Origin of the sequence: Marivirga atlantica (assembly GCF_016734805.1) — a bacterium.
In the GTDB taxonomy this organism is placed as follows: Bacteria; Bacteroidota; Bacteroidia; order Cytophagales; family Cyclobacteriaceae; genus Marivirga; species Marivirga atlantica.
On the sequence record NZ_JAERQG010000002.1, the window covers coordinates 928468 to 949811 of the forward strand.

The window sequence follows — 21344 nt, forward strand, 5'->3', positions numbered from 1 at the left end:
AGTTATCAATTTTTATTAAGAAGCAATACTAAAAATTGATTGGTTGAATATAAACATCTAACAAAAGCTAATGTTAATCAGATATAAATAAAATATGTATTTTAGTGAAGATAATTCAAACAGCATTCATCGCAATTTTTCTAATTTCATCATTCCAATTAGCAGCACAAAAATCTAAAATTACAGGTCAGGTTGTAGATAATCAATCTGGTAAGCCAATGGGTTACACCAATGTAAGTCTCTTCAATGAAAATCAAGAGTTAATAACAGGAGCGGTTACTTCAGAAGACGGCCAATTTGTACTTCAGGCATTACCTGATTCGTATACTCTTAGAGTACAGTTTGTTTCTTACAAAACTAAGGAAGTCCCCATTCAAGTAAATGAAGATGATTTACAGTTAGGTAAAATTTCACTTTCTGAAGATGTGGATCAACTTTCGGAAGTTACAGTAGAAGCCAGAAGGCCTCAAATGGAGATGAAGTTAGACAAAAGAGTATTTAATGTAGGTCAGGACCTCAGCAATATAGGAGGGAGTGCGGAAAGTATTCTTGATAATTTACCGAGCGTTACTGTGGATGTTGATGGTAATGTTTCTCTTCGAGGTAGCCAAAACGTCAGGATTCTTATAAATGGAAGACCTTCTGGCTTGGTAGGTATTGATGGCGCTTCTGCACTAAAATCCATTCCATCAGATTTAATTGAAAGCATAGAAGTAATTACAAATCCTTCAGCACGATATGACGCAGAAGGTAATGCTGGTATTATTAATATAATTTTAAAGAAAGATAAAAAAGCAGGTGTTAATGGTAGTTTTAGTGCCAATTTAGGCTATCCATTGATATTAGGAGGAAGCGCCAACTTAAACTACCGAAAAAATAATTTCAATTTCTTTGGAAGTTATGGATTCCGCTATGATGAAAACTTTGGTGGTGGTTACAGGGATCAAACTAATTTCGATTCCTTGGGTAATGTATCAGACTATCTCTATAACGATATTGACAGAGAAAGATCAGATATTTCACACAATTTCAGATTTGGGCTGGACTACAATATAACTGACAATACTATTATCACCGCTTCTTTCTTATACAGAGATTCGGACGAAGATAATAGGACTTATAATACCAGGTCATACTATGATGAAAATAGAAATCTTGAAAGTAAAGATATTAGGTCTCAATTTGAGTTAGAAGCTGAAAATGTATTGGAGTATAGTATTAATTTCACCAAAAAATTCGAAGATAACGAAGATCATAAATTAACAGCCGATATCCAGTATCGTCAAAATAATGAGGTAGAAGACTCTGATATTACAACCGACACCTTAAACTTTGAGGATGATCAATTTTACGAAGATATTTTTCAAACATCATTAATTGATGAGTTTTCGGACAATCTTTTGTTACAATCAAGTTACTTTAAACCAATAGGTGAAAACCAATCTTTCGAAGTAGGATGGAGATCAAATCTTAGAACTATTACCAACAGTTACAATGTAGAACAGCGAACTGAAGAAGGATCATTTGTGAGTTTGGCGGACTTTACTAATGATTTTATTTACGAAGAGAATATTCATGCGCTATATGCTATATATAATACAGAGTGGGATAAAATAAGCTTTCAGGCTGGTTTGAGAGCAGAATATACAGATATCAGCACTGATTTTGGTGAAAGTGGAGATAGCCTTTTATTAGATAGAGATCCGTATGCCAACTTATTCCCAAGCGTATTCTTAACCTACAAATTGAGCAAGCTAACCGATGTTCAGGCAAGTTATAGTAGGAGGTTTGACAGACCAGGTTTTAGAAGTTTGAACCCATTTTCAAATTTTGGAGATAACACCAATATTAGAATAGGTAACCCTAATTTGAATCCTGAATTTACTGATTCATATGAATTAGGTGTTATGAACAACTTTAAAAATGCCAGTTTGTATGCAGGCATTTATTACCGTTATACGGATGGTTTGATTGAAAGAGTCAATACTTTAATTGACAGTGTGATATATAGACAGCCTCAGAATATTGGCTTTAGAAATGCCATTGGTTTAGAAAACACCTATTCGCACGATTTAAATGATTGGTGGCGTTTAAATGCTAATGTCAACGTGTTCTATCAAGAAACAGATGGAGAAACAATAGATGATGAAGGTAGGTTGGTTGACTTGTATGCTCAAACCTTTACAATGAGTTCCAGATTAACATCACAGATGACTTTTTGGGATGATTTAACCTTTCAGTTAAGTGGATTCTATCGAGCACCAGAAAGGGAGCCCCAGCGTTACAGAAAGGCTTTTTATATGATGGATTTAGGGCTGAGTAAAGAAATTTTCAATAATAAAGGGACAATTTCATTAAGTGTGCGAGATTTGTTTAATTCAAGAAAATGGAGAACAATTACCAGCGGTAGTAGCTCTGATGGCTCAAGCTTTGAATATGATTCAGAATTCCAATGGAGAACGCGAACCTTCAGACTTACATTAGACTATAGATTGAACAGTAAAAAACAACGAGGTAGAAGTGAAGGGGGCAGAGGAGATAATAACGATGGAGATATTTAATAAAAATTTAGATAGGGGTTAGTATTAAAAGAATTAAGTCGTACTTTTGCACCCAATTAGCAGCCGTAAGAATTTTATTGCACTTTACATTAGGTTTTTGGTTATAATCTTTAAGATGCTTCATTATTTGAGCGGCTGCTTTCTTAACCAATCAAAATTCCACTCAATAGCATGCTAAAATCCTTGGCAATTCCTTACGAATGGAAAATCATTAATAAATTCTTAGAAGAAGTAAACTGTCGAAATGAAATAAGTTCAGTTGAATTTACTATAAAGGACTTCAATGATACTATTAAATTAGAAGATACTTTAGAGGAATTTGGCTTAAACTCTTCTGATTTGGTAGGTAAAACGCTCAAGTTTAATACTATATATCTTTTTGAATTCCAAAAGTATCTTATTTACGAACCAACTTTTCATTTTAATAAGTATCGCTTAATTACTTTACGCGATGAATTATATCATAATTATTCACCTTTTGATATTCAGAAGCATCGAAATTATTGCCGAACCAAAGAACAGGAGGCTCTAAAATCTGGTCTTAAGTCTGAAATATGGACCTTAAAGGAAGGAGAGGAGCTATTAGGGACTTCAGAAGAAGCAGGATATTTTGGAGGTAAGGGTTCGAGTGGTTGGAAGTATATTGCTATAGCGAATTACTTACTGGATATTTATTCATACGATAAAAATTTTGCTTTTCACCGTTTCAGCCCTTTTGACACTTTAATGGTTGATGGAAAATTAATTCAATTCCAGACTTTATTGCTTTCTAGCGAACCTAAACACAAAGAGGCTATTCAAAAATATATGGTAAGAAAACTTGATATACCTGTAGAAAAGCTGGAATCTGATGTTTTCATATCAAATAAACCATAAAAATTAAACTCTGTGGGCATAGTTGAGTTGGTAAGTTTAAACAAATAATCAATTTAAATATGCAGAATATTAGTAATAAAGTAGCATTAATAACTGGTGGAAGTAAAGGAATAGGCTACGGTATAGCTGAAGCATTGGTTAACAAAGGTGTGAAAGTTGCCATAACCAGTAGATCACAAAGTTCTGCCGATGAAGCAGCAAAATCCTTGGGTGGTCCAGATAAGGTGCTAGCTTTGGAAGCTGATGTCAGAAGTTTCGAAAGCCAGCAGTCATGCGTGACTAAAATTATTGAAAAATGGGGCCAGTTAGATTATGTGATTGCCAATGCTGGTTTAGGGCACTTTGCAAGTGTAGCAGATTTGTCTGCTGACCAATGGAATGAGGTTATAGATACAAATCTTACAGGACCATTTTATACAATTAAATCTTCTCTTGAGGCTTTAAAAAAGTCTAAAGGATATTTTATTACCATTTCTAGCTTAGCTGGAACTAACTTTTTTCCTGGCGGATCAGCTTACAATGCCAGTAAATTTGGTTTAACAGGTTTTACTCAGGCGGTAATGCTTGATTTACGTCATGAGGGTATAAATGTAAGTACCATAATGCCTGGCTCAGTGGCTACTCACTTTAATAACCATGAACCTAATGAAGCTGATGCATGGAAGATTCAGCCAGAGGATTTGGGTAAGATGGTGGTAGATTTGTTTGAAATGGATTCAAGAACACTACCTAGTAAAATTGAAGTGCGACCAAGTCAACCTCCTAAAAAATAATGATTTGAAATTATTCATGTTGTTATCAGTTATGTCAGGTATAATAGCTTTAGCATAACATGAATTGTCGTAAATAAAAAAGGTCAGATGGAGGGCATCTGACCTTAAATTTTTTAGTTGGTTACTAAATTAATATAAATACTCAAGAGCAGTTACATCATAGTTACCAAACTCACCATCTTCACCTGAGCCAAAGCAAGCTAACATGATAGAGTTAGGATCAATTCCAGTTGGAGTTCCAGGAACATGGATAGCACCAACGCCACCATCACCTTCATTTCCACCCGATCCACAAGAATAAGATCTGTCAAAATAATCAGTATGTCTTAAACCTACAGAGTGACCCATTTCGTGAGTAATTACGTGCTCAACTACATTAGTGTCATAGTTGCTAGTTCCAGAGTTAATTCTGATGAATTTGTTAGGACGACCACCGCTAGGGAAACCAGCGCTACCGCCACCGCCACCAGATACTCTATAAACAACCATGTCATATGAGTTGTAGTTAGTACCAAATGTTAAAGTGAAGTTTAAGCTTGTATTGATTCTGTTATAATTAGCAACAGCCCACTGCAAAGCAGTTTGCATTTTAGAATCCAAGCCATTTGCATTGTTGCCAGTGTAGCCTATTACACGAATAGTTCTTCCCTGGCTAACAAGGTTGTTAGTACGATACTGCTCACCATTCAATCCTTTGTGAGCGATATCACTATCTAACATTTCTTCCATTTGTTTTGCAGAAATAGCTATATCCCCCTCCAGCATATAAAACTTTTCTACTTCACCCGTTAAAGGGTTATCGATCTGATCAACATACATGTCACTGGCATCAAAACCAAGTTCAACGAACTTGTCTCTAATGTCATCATTGATCGTATTAAGATCGACATTCAGTTCTTCATCTTGTTGACAAGAACTCATTACTACTGTGCTTGCTATGATTGCCAAAACAATCATCAAGCGATTTTTAAAATTACACATATTACAGTAAGTTTTTGGTTAGATTCGAATAATATTATTTTCTTTACAAAAGCGAAAATAAACGATAACATTTTTTTAAACATTATTGAATAAATGCAATTTATTTTCGTTATAGTTTAAAAAATATAACATAGTGTGCTATAAATGGCGAATTATATTAATACAATATTAAATAACGTACAAAGTAAAATAGTGATATTTATCTTAGTAATTTTATATTTTATCAACTACGATATTAGTTATTGTAACGCTCAAACCGTAAAATCTAATCTTAAATGGTCACAATTCATTGAAAAGTCCTCTGATCTGCAAAAAACAACAAAAAGCACACAGTTTTATCTGCTATTTAATGAAAATGCTGGGGTAAGTTCTTTAGCCCAAATTCAAGAAAAATTTGTGGTTATCAGAAGGTTAGATGAACAAAACTTTATCGTAAAATTAAAAGACGCCTATAGTGATCAGTCAGTTGGTTATAGATTTTACCCAGCTAATAATTTATGGAAGTTGAATGAACAACTATTGCAGCAATACAATGATCCTCAAATTAAGACCTTTCAGAATGACTTTCTTATTTATGTAAATAATGAATCTGATGATTTGTCAAAGTCTCATAATTTAAAGAGGATAGCCTATAACGTATATAAATATAGAGGGCGATTGACAAGAGTGACATTAGAAGAACTCTTAGCCAATAATAACATTGAAGCTATTACAATTGAAAGTTTACTACCTAAGGGTGAAGCTACAGTATTGGATCTCAACCTTAATCCTAATAGAATCAATACTGTTCATAATTTATATCCTTACCTAACTGGTGAGAACGAACTCATAAGCATTCAAGAATCCTTTTATGATACTGATGATATAGATTTAAAAGGACGTTATGTCGATAGTGGTTTAGAAAGTGAATTTTCTGAGAACCACGCCACACAAATGGCAACTATAATTGCAGGAAATGGCAATTCCTTTGTTACAGGGAGGGGAGTAGCAACCAATGTTAATCATTCATCGGTGAGCTTTGCCGATATTGCTCCTCAAACTGATGCTTACTACAATGAAAATGACGTTCAGTTACAGAATCATTCTTATGGAACTGCAATAGAACCTTTTTATGGGGTATTGGCTCAAAGCTATGATAAAAGTGCTTTTAACAATAAAACTTTACTTCATATTCAGTCCTCAGGTAATAGCGGATTGGAAGAGTCTGAAGAAGGTCAATATGCCGGATTGCCAGGGTTTGCTAACCTTACTGGTAACTATAAAAATGCGAAAAACACCTTAGCTGTTGCTTCAGTGGATACTACTGGGAATCATGTACCTTATAGCAGTTCAGGCCCTGCTTTTGATGGGCGAATTAAACCAGAATTGAGTACTTATAGTATAGCAGGTACTTCTAATTCTGCTGCAATGGTTTCAGGAACAGGTATTTTAATGCAGCAGCAATTTAAAATGCTTTATGATTCAGCAATGCCCTCAGCTTTAGCTAAAGCTATTTTAATTAATTCGGCTGACGATGTAGGAACCTTAGGTCCTGATTTTAAAACTGGTTATGGGCAACTAAATGCATTAGCTGCAATCGAAACAATCAAAAATCAGCATTTTATTTCTGGGGTGATTTCTTCTCAGTCTTCCGCTTTCAGCCAGTCTATTCAAATACCAAATAATGCTATTAACGTAAAGGTTACTTTGGTTTGGAATGATGTTCCAGCCAATCCAAATGACGCTATTGCCTTAATAAATGACTTAGATTTATCTGTCTCTGTAAGTGGTGATGAACATTTACCATTTATACTTGATTCATCACCAAATGAAACTTCATTAAATAAGGCAGCTATAACAGGCCAGGATCATTTAAATAACGTTGAACAAGTTTTTATAAATAATCCTTCGGGAGAAGAAGTAATCATAGAAGTGACTCCTTATGATATTAGCTCGACAGAGCAAAAATTTTACATAGCTTATCAATATGATATTGCAGATAGTTTTAGATGGACCAGTCCAACTTCAACAGATAACATTCCATATAATGGTGAAACCACAAGTCATTTGCGCTGGGAGAATTCTTATGATATCTCTACAGGTCAATTATACTACAGGCTGACTGGCACTAGTGACAATCAATGGAAACTAGTCAGCGAAACTGTTGATTTACGTTCTGAGAATTTCAGGTGGAATAATCCTGAAATCAATGAGTTGGCACAGTTAAAAATGGAAATAGGTAATGATGAATTTATTTCGGATACTTTCTCTATTTCAGTACCCACCAGGTTGAGTGTTAGCTTTAACTGTGAAGATTCTCTTGCTGTGAGTTGGAATAGCTTCCAGTCCGTTGACTATTATAAGTTAAGTAATATTCAAAATGATCAACCTCGGGTGTTATACGAACAAGCTGATACAAGTATTACAATTCAAAAAGCTGTTTTATCCTCAAATTTTCTGCGTCTAACCCCCTATATTAATGGTAAATCATTAATAAGTAGTTTTACCGTAGACTATGACTTGCAAGGAGCTTTCTGCTATATCAATAATTTATACACCTATGTTGAGCAGGACTCGGGTGTTTTTATTTATTCTGAATTAGGAGGTATAAATAACATCTCAGAAGTTATTATGCAGAAAGAGGTCGGTAATTCATGGCAAGATGTGATTGCTGAAGTACCTAAAGAAGAGGTTGTAAAACTATTGGATGAGAATCCTGATAATGGATTAAATAATTATCGACTCCTTATTAATTTTATCAATGGCGAGCAGATAATAAGTGATAAACTCAATGCCTTTTTTGTTAAAGATGAGGACTTCCTTGTATTCCCCAACCCAGTTAATTCAGATCAGGATATAAGAGTATTTGGGAAGTCGGTTCGTCAAATTCATGAATTTAGGCTTACAACAATATATGGAAAAGAAGTACTTCATTACAATTTTGATGATGATCGTTTATTTATTGAAAGGCCTCAGGTAGATGCAGGCCTGTATCTTTATCAGATTATTAAAAATGGAGAGCTAGTAGCTTCAGGAAAGCTCTTGTTTTATTAAAATACATCTGTATACTTTTATTGTAGATATTCAGATTAATGTTGTACTTATTGAATAATATAGCCAATTAAATACTGCGGTATATTTATTCTTCAGAATTTAATTAGGAATTCCAATCTGCTTGCCACATATTCGAGCTTATAACCAAAAAACATAATAATCATGTTAAGTAATTTTAAAAGATTTATTACAGTATTAGCTCTTGGTGGCTTTGTATTAGCAGGTTGCCAGCAAGATGAAACTGCAACTATTGATAATTTGGCAGTTGATGACGTAACTATCCAGAAGATCAAAAATCTTGGCTTCGATGTTACTAATCAAGCACCAACTAAATTTGAAGATGGTTACTTAGTTGAAGGTGATATTTACCTAACGGATAAAAATATTGCTGAAATGTCTAAGCCTAATCACTTACCTGTTGCTGAACAGTACTCAACAGATAATTTGGTTTGCGGACCAAGAGAAATTACCGTTTTTGCTCAAGAGGAAGATGCAAGCAGTAAAGGTCCTAATAAGGGTGCTTATAGTCCTGCTATGATTGCTGGTCTTGATGAAGCAATTAGTAGATATAATGCTGAAGGTTTAACTTTAACCTTTAGAAGAGTTTCTAACCAAAATCAAGCGGACATTGTAATGACTCGTCTTAACAAAAGAGATGAAAGAAGAGGCGTGTTAGGTTCTGCTGGTTTCCCAACTTCAGGTTGTGATCCTTATGGAGAAATCAAAATGAGTGGAGTGTTAGAATCATCTTATGGTCTTTCTACTGATGGTATTGCTACTATAATTGCTCACGAAATGGGACACTGCATTGGTTTCCGTCACACAGATTATTTTGACAGATCGATCTCTTGTGGTGGAGCTACTTCAAACGAAGGTGATGGTGGTGTAGGTGCTAATCACATCCCAGGTACACCAACTGGTGCTTCTGCAAGCAAAGCTTCTTGGATGTTAGCTTGTACTGATGGCTCTAACAGACCATTCAACAACGATGACAGAACTGCTTTAGATTACTTATACTAATCTGTAGTATTTTATTTATTTTAGAAGGCGACTTATGGTCGCCTTTTTTATTGTCTATTTTTCTATAATCTATGATTAATCAAAGTAATACTTACCTTTGATAATTAGAATCTAAAACCATAAATCAAAATTTTGAAGTTTACCGAATTTAATTTTCATGATACCTTAGTAGAAGGTCTAAGCATGATGAATTTTAAGGATGCTACTCCAGTACAACAGCAAGCAATTCCTATTATTCTGCAAAACAAAGATATTATTGCCTGCGCACAAACCGGTACTGGTAAAACAGCGGCTTTCGTGTTGCCAGTATTACATAAAATAGCTTCTTCTAAACCTTCTAAAGAAGTTAACACAGTAATTATTGCTCCAACCAGAGAGTTGGCCCAGCAAATTGACCAGCAGATAGAAGGCTTTTCATACTTTACAAATGCCAGCTCAATAGCTATTTATGGTGGTGGTGATGGGGCAGCTTGGGAGCAGCAAAAGAAAGCCATAAGAGAAGGTGTTGATATTATTACGGCAACACCCGGTAGACTCATTGCCTTATTAAATAGCGAAGCTACCAATTTGGGTAATGTAAAGCACCTCATACTAGATGAGGCTGACAGAATGCTTGACATGGGTTTCGCAGACGATATAAAAAGGATTGTAAAGCAATTGCCAAAAGAGAGACAGACCATCCTGTTTTCTGCTACCATGCCTCCAAAGATTAAGAAACTGGCAAATGAGATACTTAATGATCCTGAAGAGGTGATGCTATCTATTTCTAAGCCGGCAGAAGCTATTTCTCAGAAAGCTTTTATGACCTACGACAATCAGAAAATTCCATTAACAAAGTTTTTGTTAGGATCAGGCAGATATGAAACAGCTATCATTTTTGCCTCAACTAAAGATAAGGTAAAGGAACTATCAAAGGAGTTAAATGAATTGCCTCTTCAAATTAAATCTTTCCATAGTGATTTGGATCAGTCCGAAAGGGAGGAAATCATGAGAAATTTCAGGGCAAAAAAGCTACAAGTACTAGTAGGTACAGATATCATTTCAAGAGGAATAGATGTTGAAAATATTAGCTTGGTAATTAACTATGATGTGCCTGGAGATGCCGAAGATTATGTGCACCGAGTGGGTAGAACAGCACGTGCAGCAACTAAAGGTGAGGCAATAACTTTTATAAACGAAAAGGATGTTGAGAAATTCACTCGAATAGAAGAGCTTATCGAAAGAGAGGTTTCAAAAACAACAAGTTTGCCAAGTAGGTTAGGAGAAGGGCCTAAGTATGAGCTTAACAAAAGGAAACATTCAGGAGGGAATCGTAAGAAGCCCTTTAAAAAGAAATATAAATAACTAGTAAATTAGAAAATGTCATTCAAAGAATTGGGCGTTTCAGCTGACTTGATAAAAGGGCTGAATGAATTAAATATTAAAGAGCCTACCGGAATTCAGGCAGAAGTAATTCCGTTTTTACTTCAAAACAAGTCTGACTTAGTTGCACAGGCACAAACTGGTACTGGAAAAACGGCTGCTTTTGGTTTACCACTTCTTGAGAATATTAGGCCTCAAGACAAATACATACAGGCTGTGGTAATAGCACCAACCAGAGAGCTTGCTCAACAGATTAATAAGCAGCTTTTTAAATTTACTAAATACACTGAAAAAGTCTTTACAGAATGTGTTTTTGGTGGTGAGAAAATAGAGAAACAGATTCAAGCGCTTAGAAAACCTACCCATATTGTTGTGGCAACACCCGGCCGTTTGGCAGACTTAATAAGAAGAAAGGATATTGACATTCGTCAGGCTAAAACTGTAGTGATTGATGAAGCTGATGAAATGCTCAGTATGGGCTTCAAAAAAGACCTGGAATTTATTCTTGCTACTATGAAGCAAGAAAAGCAGATTTGGCTCTTTTCCGCTACCATCCCACAGCAAATAAAAAACCTGATCAAAACATTTCTGCAGCCCGATGCCAATCATATTCAGGTAAGAGGTAATCAGTTGGTGAACGAAAAAATTGAGCATCAATTCGTATTGTGTGAAAAGTCAGATAAAATCAATGTACTGCTTTACTTTCTGCAAACTCAGAAAAAGGAGAGAGGCATCATATTTTGTAATACCAAAGCTTCTGCTAGAGGCTTGTATGATCAGCTGTCAGCCAGAAAATTAGAGGTAGGCATTATTGAAGGTGATATGAATCAAAAGGAGCGAGAAAAGATGCTTCGTTCATTCACAACCAAAAAGCTTCAAATGCTTATTGCTACCGATGTAGCCGCAAGAGGAATTGATGTAGCTAATTTAGCATATGTGGTCCATTATGAGATTCCTAAGCAAATTGATTACTACATCCATAGAAGTGGACGAACAGCCCGAGCAGGTAATAGAGGTATAAGCATGGCACTTGTTACTAAGTATGACATGGAATTAATCAAGAAAATAGAGAATGAGGTGGGCGTGAAACTGAAAAAAGTACCTTATGCTTAAATCAAGTTCAAGTCTTTTTTTTCTTGTTTCCATTTCTTTCATGCTGGTATTTGTATCGTGTGCTTCAAAGGAAGAAAGACAACAGAAACTGATTAACAAGAGCTTTAATTTGGTAGCTGAAGGGCAGACTCCAAAGGCAATCAAGTATATCGATGAGGCTATTGAATTGGATGAGAAAAATCCGGTAGCCTGGAATGCTAAAGGCATTATATTATACAAAAATGGGAATATCTATGAGGCTATTCATGCCTACGATGAAGCTGTTAAATTAAATCCGGACTATACGAGAGCTTATTATAATAGGAGTAATGCCTTTTATGATGCCGGTGAATATTACAGAGCGCTTGATGATCTTGAGCCAGCACTTAAGAAGTATGAAGATTCATCATTTGTTTATTTGGCAAAAGGATTAGCTCAAGTAGGCTTAAAACAATATGAAACAGCCAAACTAAGCTTTAACGAAGCAGCCTCCTTAGACCCAGATAATGCAGAGATTTTCACCAATCTGGCTAGTGTTTATTACTTTCAGGATAGTTTGGAAATATCAGAGCAATTGGTTGAAAAGGCAATCGCGCTAAATAATGAAGAAGCCAATGCATGGAATTTGTTGGCTCTTGTGCAAACTGATCAAAAAGCGTTAGAAGAAGCATTGAATAGTGCCAATAGAGCCATCTCTCTTAATAAATTTCAGCCTTACTTTTTAAACAATAGGGGATATATACATACCTTGATAGGTGATTTTGAAAAAGCTCAATCAGATTTAAGACAGAGTATATCGATTGATGAACGTAATCCTTATGTCTATAGAAACTTAGGAGTGCTGGCCTTGAAGAAGGGAGAATTTTCAGAGGCTGAAAGACAACTTGAAGCGGCATTAAATAAAAAGAAAGATTTGCCTCTCGCCAACTTTTATCTGGGAGAGCTTTACCTTAAGCAGAATAACCAAAGTAAAGCGTGTAGGTATTTTAACTTATCAGCTGAGCTTGGGGAGGCCGAAGGTCAAAATGCTCTTTCTATTTATTGTAAATAAAATAGTATCCTAGCGTTTTGATCAAATATAAACAACATCGGTTTACTTTAGCGGTAATCCTTCACATAAGCCAATAAATTTATTATTTTTGCAGCCTGATTCACGATTTTAGTATATAGAAATATGTTTGATAATCTTAGTTATAAATTAGACCGCGCCTTCAAAACCTTAAAGGGGCAGGGCCAAATTACAGAAGTTAACGTTGCTACAACTGTTAAAGAAATACGCAGAGCATTGGTTGATGCCGATGTAAACTTTAAAGTAGCAAAAGAAGTAACTGATAAAATAAAAGAAGAGGCTTTAGGTCGTGATGTATTAATTGCTGTTTCTCCGGGCCAGCTTTTAACTAAGATCACTCAGGAGGAGCTTGCTAAATTAATGGGTGGTGAGCAGGAGGATATTACGATATCAGGTTCACCGGCAACTATCTTGATTTCTGGTTTGCAAGGTTCTGGTAAAACTACTTTTAGTGGTAAGCTGGCCAACAGACTTAAAGGACAAGGCAAGCAGGTTTTACTAGCTGCTTGTGATATTTACAGACCGGCAGCAATTGATCAGCTTAAAGTATTAGGTGAGCAAATTGGTGTTGAGGTTTATGCTGAACCAGAGAATAAAAATGCCCTTGAAATTGCTAATAATGCCTTAAAATTCGCCAAAGATAATGGCAAAAGTGTAGTTATAGTGGATACCGCAGGTCGTTTGGCGGTAGACGAGCAAATGATGGATGAAATAGCCTCATTGAAAAAAGGCCTTAATCCTTCAGAAACGCTGTTTGTTGTAGATTCAATGACAGGTCAGGATGCGGTAAACACTGCTAAGACCTTCAATGAAAGACTTGATTTTGATGGTGTTGTTCTAACAAAGTTAGATGGTGATACACGAGGTGGTGCAGCCCTTTCTATCAGAAACGTGGTGGACAAACCAATCAAGTTTGTAAGTACTGGCGAAAAGATGGAAGCCATAGACCTTTTCTATCCTGACAGGATGGCTCAAAGGATTCTAGGTATGGGTGATGTGGTTTCCTTAGTTGAGAAAGCACAAGCGACTTTCGATGAAGAAGAAGCCAGCAGACTTTCTAAAAAGATAAGAAAGAATCAGTTTGATTTTGAGGATTTCTTGTCTCAGCTACAGCAGATCAAGAAAATGGGTAACATAAAAGATTTGTTGGGCATGCTACCAGGTATGGGCAAGCAAATTAAAGACTTAGATATTGATGATGATGCTTTTAAGCCTGTTGAAGCTATCATTAGATCAATGACACCGGAAGAGCGTCACAATCCTGAGTTAATGAATGGAAGCAGGAAAAAGCGAATTGCTACAGGTAGCGGTACTTCTGTTCAAGAAATTAATAATCTCCTCAAGCAGTTTAAGGATATGCGCAAAATGATGAAAACCATGAATAAGCTTAGTGGTAGCAAGAGAGGCCTAGCCGGTTTCAATCCTTTTGGCAAATAAAACATAGTTCACTCGTTAATAACTTAAGCCTTCTAATAAGAAGGCTTTTTTATTTTAACATTAATTCTGAGTAAAGTTCAATTATTCTTAAAATTTCAATACTACTGTATAAATAATTGCAGTTTATCTTGTTTGTCAGATTTATTTTTCATTAAATTAACACTTCAGTTACAAAAAGCTAAGTATCTGATTATGTGTAAGTTTAAAGATTTAATAATTAATAGAACGAATTAAATCTTTTATTGTGTTTTTTTAATAAACAATTTGTGTGAGGAAAATAATATTTTACTCTATTGTATTAACTATTATTAGCAGCCTCTCGCTTTTAGGATTCCATTATTCTGAAAGTGAGTTTGTTAACCAAAACCCATCAAAGTCAAAAACTTTATGGGCTTCGTCTGTGACAGCTAATAATACAGCTTCGCTATTTTCGGAAGATGATGGCTTTAGTCTGTTTATATGGACTGCATTAGGGTTCGGTATTTTTGGTACTGCATTCGGTTTTATCAATTTAGGTTCCAAGCGCATTAAAATGCATAACCAATACTTAGAAAGTATGGTGAAGGATAGAACCAAAATTCTCGAGAAAAAACATCAGGAATTATTAGCACAAAACGAAGATTATAAAGCTGCTCTTTCGCTCATCAAAGAACAAAAAGAGGAAATTGAGGCTGCTCAACAAGATTTATTAATAAAGAATAAAGAAAATAGAGAAGCATTAGAAGAGATTCAATCTCAAAATGAGCTTTTAGATCTTGAGCGAAATAGGGTGAATGAAGCCAAACGCATTATTCAGGAGCAAAATAGAAAGCTCTTAAATATTGCCAGAAACCTTGATCAACAAGTTCAAGAGAGAACAGAAGAGCTATCTATATCAAACAGATTACTTCAAGAGAAAAATAAGGAGCTAGATGATTTTATTTATAAATCGGCTCATGATTTAAGAGGCCCGATTGCCCGCTTTAAAGGCCTTAGTCATTTGATTAACATGGAATATCGTAATGGTGATGACATTACAGACCATTTGATCCACTTACAGCAATCAGCTGATCAAATGGATACAATGCTTACCAGGTTAAGTAATGTATATGAAATAACGGCACGACCTATCTCCAGGCAGAAGGTAACTATTGATGATATTCTGGATACTGTTTTCACGAGGTTAAAGTATGAGGAGCCATATTCTCATTTAGATATAGAGGTTAATTCAGAAGTAAAAGATCATATTTTGATAGACCCATCACTAGCGCATTTAATTCTTAAGAATTTGATTGCTAATTCAATAAGGTTTTATGATCCTTTGAAGCTGAAAAAGTGGGTAAAAATTGATATTCGTGTGGTTGATGATTATTTAAAAATTCAAGTTGCTGACAACGGAATAGGTATTAAGCATGAACAACAGCAGAAAATTTTTGATTTGTTTTTCGTTGGTTCAGAACTACCAAAAGGGCCAGGTCTTGGGCTTTACATCTGTAAGCTTGTTACTAAAAAATTGAATGGAAGCATTATCCTCAATTACTCAAATGCGGAAAAAGAAACCATGTTTGAAGCAAATATTCCGCTGGGAAAAGAATTATTCTAATCCAACAGAGAGGCCCAAACTCCCTTTATAAAAGGCCAGGTAGGTACTGATCTCATAATCTTTAAGTCTTCCCAAATAGTAGTTTCTTCATCTAAGAATTTGAAAAGCAGTTTTAAATCATTTTTATATAAAGCATTAAATACTGCTAAACCTTCAGACTTTTGGCTGGCTATTACATTAATTAACACTTTATCATAGAATTGATGCCTTTTTGAAATAGGATACTTAAAATTATCCGTTCCTCTTTTCAATTGGTTCACAATGTGAGTAGCATGCTTAAGATTTCTTAAAAATGAATACCCCGTACTAGCTTTAACCACACCACCTAAAGTACCTATAGGGATCACATTGTTGATTCTATCAATTTTAATCTTTGTGGACATCGGAATCTTATTGTACTCTTCAGCCTCGATTTCGTAATCATCACCAAATTCAGTCTTAATATAGGACAAGAGCATTTCTTCATAAGCTGTTCTTTCAAGAAGCTTGTTACTAAATAAAGTATACTCAACTAAAGCGGTGTTCTCAGAAAAAGGTAATACATACATAAAACTTAATCCTCCTTGCTGCTGAGGTATAGTCATATCCATATATGTAAATTGATTAGGTTTAAATCTGTCTTCTTTAAATCTGATTTTATAACCTAAAAAGTGTTGCCATAGAAAGAAATCTGATTTGTCCTTATCTGAAAGAAGAGTGCTTAACTCATCAGAAAAAAAATGTGATTTAAAGAAATAGTGTGTATATGCTATTGATGCAGAACTGGTGAATACTTCCTTTTTATGTGGCTCATCCTCTATGATTGTGTCTTTTAACCATTCAATATTGGCAACATCTTTTAGCTTGTTTTTTACATAATTGTAATAATCGATACCTTCAATGTTGTAGTAAGTGTAAGGCAGTAAATCTTCAGTGCGGTTATGGCTATTGGATTTGATAAGGGCATTATCCCAACTGTTTTTTATAGGTAAATAAGTTAACTTAGGTAATTTTTTATTCCAGAATGACCAGGTTCTATCATTTTCGGATTTGTCGCTTGGGTCAATCAAAAGCAGCGTATGCTTCTCAAGCAATCCAGATTCATATAATTTAAGGGCTAATGTTAAGCCTGAAAGACCAGCCCCTCCAATTATATAATCATATTTCTTGTTTATAGGTATGTTTGAATACTTCAATGAAAGAGGTGTTAAATTTAACGATGACTTTAAAACATTAACTGAATCGAACCATAAAAGTAAAATTTAATCTGATTGTTTCATCTTATATTAGTAGAGTTAGAAATCAGGTTTTAATGAATTTTTTTTAAGCTACCCATGTTATACAGCCTTAAAATTTGCGAATTAGTCAAAATATAGACTATTTGCGCTGATTATTACAACAACAATAGGGTTTTGCAATTTAATTTAAAGAAGACTTACATTACTATTGCGGTTTTAGCGCTCACTTTTTTAGGAGCAGCTTTTTATACAACATCAGAGGTTGCGTTTATTCAACAGGGTGATGCAAGCTCTCTTAATCAACTCGATTTTCTTGATTTAGAACCAGTTAGTCCTGCTCCCAAAATGGATTCTGCTGATATAAATCCGGAGTTCGATGGCCAGGTTGAGAAGTTTATGAAAAGGTGGTCTATCAAAGGAGCTTCTGTAGCTGTACTGAAAGATAACCAGTTGATTTACTCCAAGGGGTATGGGTTTGCAAATGAGACTACGGGGGAAGAATTACAGACCTACCATATGATGCGTATTGCCAGTGCTTCAAAGCTTATTACAGCTGTTGGGATTATGAAGTTGGTAGAAGATGGAAAGCTAGACCTAAACGAAAAAGTATTTGGTAAATCAGGTATTTTATCCAGCTATTCGGAAATCAAAGATAAAAAGCATCAAGAAATAACGGTTAGTCATCTGCTTAATCATAGAGGTGGTTGGAGTTGGAGAGATGGAGACTTTATGTTTCAGGCGGAAAGAATTAAAAGAATAATGGAATTATCTGGACCGCCAACTGCTCATGACATCGTAGATTTTGTGTTACAAAAAAGGAGACTGCGGTATAGGCCAGGAACTCAATATGCTTATTCAAATTTTGGCTATATGATATTGGGTGAAATCATTGAACAAAAGACCGGGCAAACGTATGAAAACTATATAAATGAGAATATACTGGAGCCAAATGGTATAAAGGGTATGCGAATCGCAGGCAATTATGAGTGGGATAGAAAGCCTTTTGAAGTTCATTATTATGATTATCCTTCAGCCTATAAATATCCTTCATTTGATGGTAATTACCCAGAGTGCCCAAAACCGTATGGTGGTAACGATGTAAAAACACTAGGAGCAGCCGGAGGATGGATAGCCAATGCCACACAACTGGTAAAGATTGCTTCTCTTATCGACCCTACTAATAAGTATGGAGGTATTCTAAATAAAGAGAGTATAAAGCTAATGACCGGAGGTAACAGCTATTTAGATGCCTATGGTTGGAAAGGAACAAGAGGAGATAATTGGTGGCGAACCGGAACGCTGTCTGGTACTTCATGTTTTCTTTACCGGAAAAGCAATGGCTTCACTTATGCTGTAATTTTAAATTCAAGTGTTTGGATGGGACATCGATTTAATAAATACATTAAATATATGATGGATAAAGCTATCAAATCACTCGATACAGAAAATCCTAATGATTTTCTTTGGCAAAACCGTCCCGAAAAAAGTATCTTACCACTTGCGGTATAACCATTCATCAAAATTTACGAACACAAGCAAGGGCTTTTTACGTTATTAGGTAGAAATTCCTTTTGAAAGGATTGTCGACAAGTCATAATAAAGATATAATATGAAGAAATTTTTGATATACAGTTTGGTCTTTTTGTTTGGTTTCAATGCCTTCTCTCAGGTTGAAACAGAAGAAGTAGCTAAACTTTCACCTACCAAAGAAGAGTCAATGGAAGCGCGCTTAGTAGCGGGTTTGTTATCACAATATCACTATGAAAAGACAGCAATTGACGATCAATTGTCCAAAATAATTTTTGATTCATACATCAAAACGCTGGATGCCAATAAGCAATATTTCTTAAAAGAGGATATTGAATATTTGAGCCGCTTTGAAGACAGGTTAGATGATCATATAAAACTTGGTTATTTACTATCAGCTTATGAGATTTTCAATACATTTCGCGAACGATTTGTAGAACGTATTGAATTTGTAGCCAATGAATTGGATTTCAATTTTGATTACACCACTGACGAATACATAGTTATTGATAGCGATTCTTTGGATTGGGCAGCTAATGAAGAAGCCTTGAATGAAAGATGGAGGAAAGTGATTAAAAGCCAAGCCTTAGAGTTAAAATTGGATGGAGAAGCAGATACAGCCATAGCATCAGAGTTAATAGAACGATATGAAAGACTAACTAATACTATATCAGAGTATGAAGGTAGAGATGTTTTTCAGCTATATATGAATACATTTGCCGAAAGCTTTGATCCACATACTAATTATTTCTCGCCTATTACATCTGAGAACTTTCAAATTAGAATGAGCCAATCACTTGAAGGTATTGGAGCTACCTTAACAACTCAAAATGATTATACAAGAGTAGCTTCGGTAGTACCTGGAGGACCTGCGTTTGAATCCAAACTTATTAACACGGATGATAAAATACTGGCTGTAGCCCAAGGCGTAAAAGGTGAATTTGTAAATGTAATTGGTTGGAGATTAGATGATGTTGTTCAGTTAATAAGAGGGCCTAAGGGAACAATTGTAAGATTAAAAATCGTGAAAGCCGGTAAGTCTCCAACAACCAGTATTGCAGAAGAAATAACTATAGTAAGAGATAAAATTAAGTTGGATAATCAAGTTCCTATCGGTGAAGTGAGAGAAGTATACAGAGATGGAATAAAATACAATGTTGGCATCATAACAATTCCATCATTTTATTTGGAGTTTGAAGCATATCAAAATGGAGAAGAGTATGGAAGTACAACCAACGATGTGCAGAAAATCTTGTCTGACTTTGAATCTCAGAACATAGATGGTATTGTTATAGATTTAAGAAGTAATGGCGGAGGATCATTGCAAGAGGCCATTGACTTAAGTGGTTTATTTATTGAAAAGGGTCCTGTGGTACAAATTAGAAATACTGATGGTACAGTAGAAGTTGGGGAAGACAAAGATCCTGCTATGGTTTATAATGGACCAATGACCATTTTAACGAACAGATTTAGTGCATCAGCTTCTGAAATCTTCTCTGGAGCTATGAAAGATTATAATAGGGGAGTATTGGTAGGTGAAACTACCTTCGGAAAAGGTACAGTACAAAACCTTATTTCTCTAAACCAATTTGTTCCAAAAGTTGAAGATAAGCTCGGACAGGTAAAACTAACTTTAGCTAAATACTACAGAGTAAATGGTAGCAGCACGCAGCATAAAGGTGTTACACCTGATGTAAAACTTCCTTCTCCTTTTGAGGCTGAGAATTTTGGAGAGAGTTCTTATGAAAGAGCATTAGAATGGGATGAGATTGATGGCACTGATTATCAGCAAACTAATTTTATAACAGATGATATAAGGTCTAAGTTAAAAGCCAAGCATGAAGAACGTTTAGCTGAGGCCCCTTATCTCAAAAATCTGGCGCAGGATGTTGAGGAATCATTGGTGAATCAGCAAAAACATATCTTGAGTCTCAATTATGAGCAAAGAAAGAAAGAGAATGATGAAGCATTGAAGAAACATAATGAAGAGCGTGCGATGAATGAGTCCTTGAAGGAGAGTGATGGAGAGGATAAAAAAATCAATTCTGATTCAGAAATTTCAGATCCTTATTTGAGAGAATCAATTGTAGTATTGGCTGATTTGATAGCTATGGGAATAGGCTAAAATTAAAACATATTAATAGCAGTAATCCTGTTAAAATATAAAGTCTCATGCACTATGTGCTTGAGACTTTTTTTAATTAATAACGAGCTGTTCAATAGTTGATTATAAGATTATAATCGCTAAATACTCAATATAGCCACTGAAGAAATCCATTTAGAATGGATAATATAATACTGAAGAAAAAGGCCCACCAGAAGCTCTTAACAGCGAATCCTTTTAAGAGCTTATCAACCAGCATAATCATTAGCGCATTTATAACTAGCAGGAATAAGCCAAGTGTTATAATAGTAATAGGTATGGTTAGAAAAACGAGCACTGGCTTTACTACTGCATTTACTATACCCAGAAGAATCGCGACTAAGATAGACTGACCAAAGCTTGAAACTTTTACGCCACTTAATATTTTAGCTGTTACAAAAACAGCGATAGCTGAAAGAATAAGCCGGATAATAAATTCTGTTAAATCCATAGTTTTGTTTTTTATGAATATACAGAATTAAGAGCTTATTGTTTTTACTACAATCAACAAAAGCTTATTCTCATAACATAAATTATAACCTATGTATATCCTGACTTTTTAATTATAGGTTCTAATATCTCCTTTTTCTTAACGCTCTGTATGTTTTGAGGAATGATAAATGTCAGTTTACCAATTATTTATACAATACTTCTAATTATTGAGTAAGGTG

15 protein-coding genes are annotated in these 21344 nt (G+C 35.1%); 12 read left to right on the plus strand and 3 right to left on the minus strand.

Going from position 1 to position 21344, the window contains the following annotated elements:
• Positions 1-104: 104 nt before the first annotated feature.
• The 3 genes from JKP34_RS11115 (at position 105) to JKP34_RS11125 (ending at position 4210) form a co-directional block, all read left to right on the plus strand.
• Complete coding sequence (locus JKP34_RS11115; RefSeq protein ID WP_201921109.1) at positions 105-2561, plus strand: TonB-dependent receptor domain-containing protein; 2457 nt, start codon at positions 105-107, stop codon at positions 2559-2561.
• A 171-nt stretch (positions 2562-2732) separates the two neighbouring features.
• On the plus strand, positions 2733-3437 hold the full coding sequence (locus tag JKP34_RS11120) for a DUF7255 family protein (protein ID WP_201921112.1): 705 nt from the start codon (positions 2733-2735) through the stop codon (positions 3435-3437).
• 59 nt (positions 3438-3496) lie between these two features.
• A complete protein-coding gene (locus JKP34_RS11125) occupies positions 3497-4210 on the plus strand; it encodes an SDR family oxidoreductase (protein WP_201921114.1) in 714 nt (237 codons plus the stop codon).
• A 129-nt stretch (positions 4211-4339) separates the two neighbouring features.
• On the opposite strand, the gene JKP34_RS11130 is transcribed toward JKP34_RS11125, so the two are convergent.
• Positions 4340-5191 (minus strand): M57 family metalloprotease, encoded by an 852-nt coding sequence (locus JKP34_RS11130; RefSeq protein WP_236664966.1) that lies wholly within the window; start codon positions 5189-5191, stop codon positions 4340-4342.
• Positions 5192-5335: 144 nt separating this feature from the next.
• Between JKP34_RS11130 and JKP34_RS11135 the strand changes: the two genes are divergently transcribed.
• The 7 genes from JKP34_RS11135 (at position 5336) to JKP34_RS18350 (ending at position 15786) form a co-directional block, all read left to right on the plus strand.
• Entirely contained in the window at positions 5336-8224 is a 2889-nt protein-coding gene (locus JKP34_RS11135; protein WP_201921117.1) for a S8 family serine peptidase, read from the plus strand.
• Positions 8225-8386: 162 nt separating this feature from the next.
• The gene (locus tag JKP34_RS11140) at positions 8387-9244 is read left to right on the plus strand and encodes a M57 family metalloprotease (protein ID WP_201921120.1); all 858 of its coding nucleotides are present in this window, start codon (positions 8387-8389) and stop codon (positions 9242-9244) included.
• Positions 9245-9376: 132 nt separating this feature from the next.
• Entirely contained in the window at positions 9377-10588 is a 1212-nt protein-coding gene (locus JKP34_RS11145; RefSeq protein WP_201921123.1) for a DEAD/DEAH box helicase, read from the plus strand.
• Positions 10589-10603: 15 nt separating this feature from the next.
• On the plus strand, positions 10604-11719 hold the full coding sequence (locus JKP34_RS11150; RefSeq protein ID WP_201921127.1) for a DEAD/DEAH box helicase: 1116 nt from the start codon (positions 10604-10606) through the stop codon (positions 11717-11719).
• On the plus strand, positions 11712-12749 hold the full coding sequence (locus JKP34_RS11155) for a tetratricopeptide repeat protein (protein ID WP_201921130.1): 1038 nt from the start codon (positions 11712-11714) through the stop codon (positions 12747-12749). Before JKP34_RS11150 ends, JKP34_RS11155 begins: the two co-directional genes overlap by 8 nt.
• A gap of 123 nt (positions 12750-12872) precedes the next feature.
• Positions 12873-14204, plus strand: a complete 1332-nt coding sequence (ffh, locus tag JKP34_RS11160; protein ID WP_201921132.1) for a signal recognition particle protein — start codon at positions 12873-12875, stop codon at positions 14202-14204.
• A 268-nt stretch (positions 14205-14472) separates the two neighbouring features.
• A complete protein-coding gene (locus tag JKP34_RS18350) occupies positions 14473-15786 on the plus strand; it encodes a sensor histidine kinase (protein ID WP_201921137.1) in 1314 nt (437 codons plus the stop codon).
• Here the strand turns inward: JKP34_RS18350 and JKP34_RS11170 are convergent.
• Positions 15783-16961 carry a lycopene cyclase family protein gene (locus tag JKP34_RS11170; RefSeq protein WP_201921141.1) on the minus strand — a complete coding sequence of 393 codons (1179 nt, stop codon included), beginning with the start codon at positions 16959-16961 and terminating at the stop codon, positions 15783-15785. The two genes, JKP34_RS18350 and JKP34_RS11170, sit on opposite strands and share 4 nt — an antisense overlap.
• Positions 16962-17177: 216 nt before the next feature.
• Here JKP34_RS11170 and JKP34_RS11175 point away from each other — a divergent pair, with 216 nt between their 5' ends.
• Both JKP34_RS11175 and JKP34_RS11180 read left to right on the plus strand, forming a co-directional pair.
• Positions 17178-18512: a serine hydrolase domain-containing protein gene (locus JKP34_RS11175; protein WP_201921143.1), complete on the plus strand. Its 1335-nt coding sequence runs from the start codon at positions 17178-17180 to the stop codon at positions 18510-18512.
• Positions 18513-18612: 100 nt separating this feature from the next.
• The gene (locus JKP34_RS11180; protein ID WP_201921146.1) at positions 18613-20655 is read left to right on the plus strand and encodes a carboxy terminal-processing peptidase; all 2043 of its coding nucleotides are present in this window, start codon (positions 18613-18615) and stop codon (positions 20653-20655) included.
• Positions 20656-20782: 127 nt separating this feature from the next.
• Here the strand turns inward: JKP34_RS11180 and JKP34_RS11185 are convergent, their stop codons facing one another.
• Complete coding sequence (locus JKP34_RS11185) at positions 20783-21124, minus strand: phage holin family protein (RefSeq protein ID WP_201921149.1); 342 nt, start codon at positions 21122-21124, stop codon at positions 20783-20785.
• Positions 21125-21344: the final 220 nt, after the last annotated feature.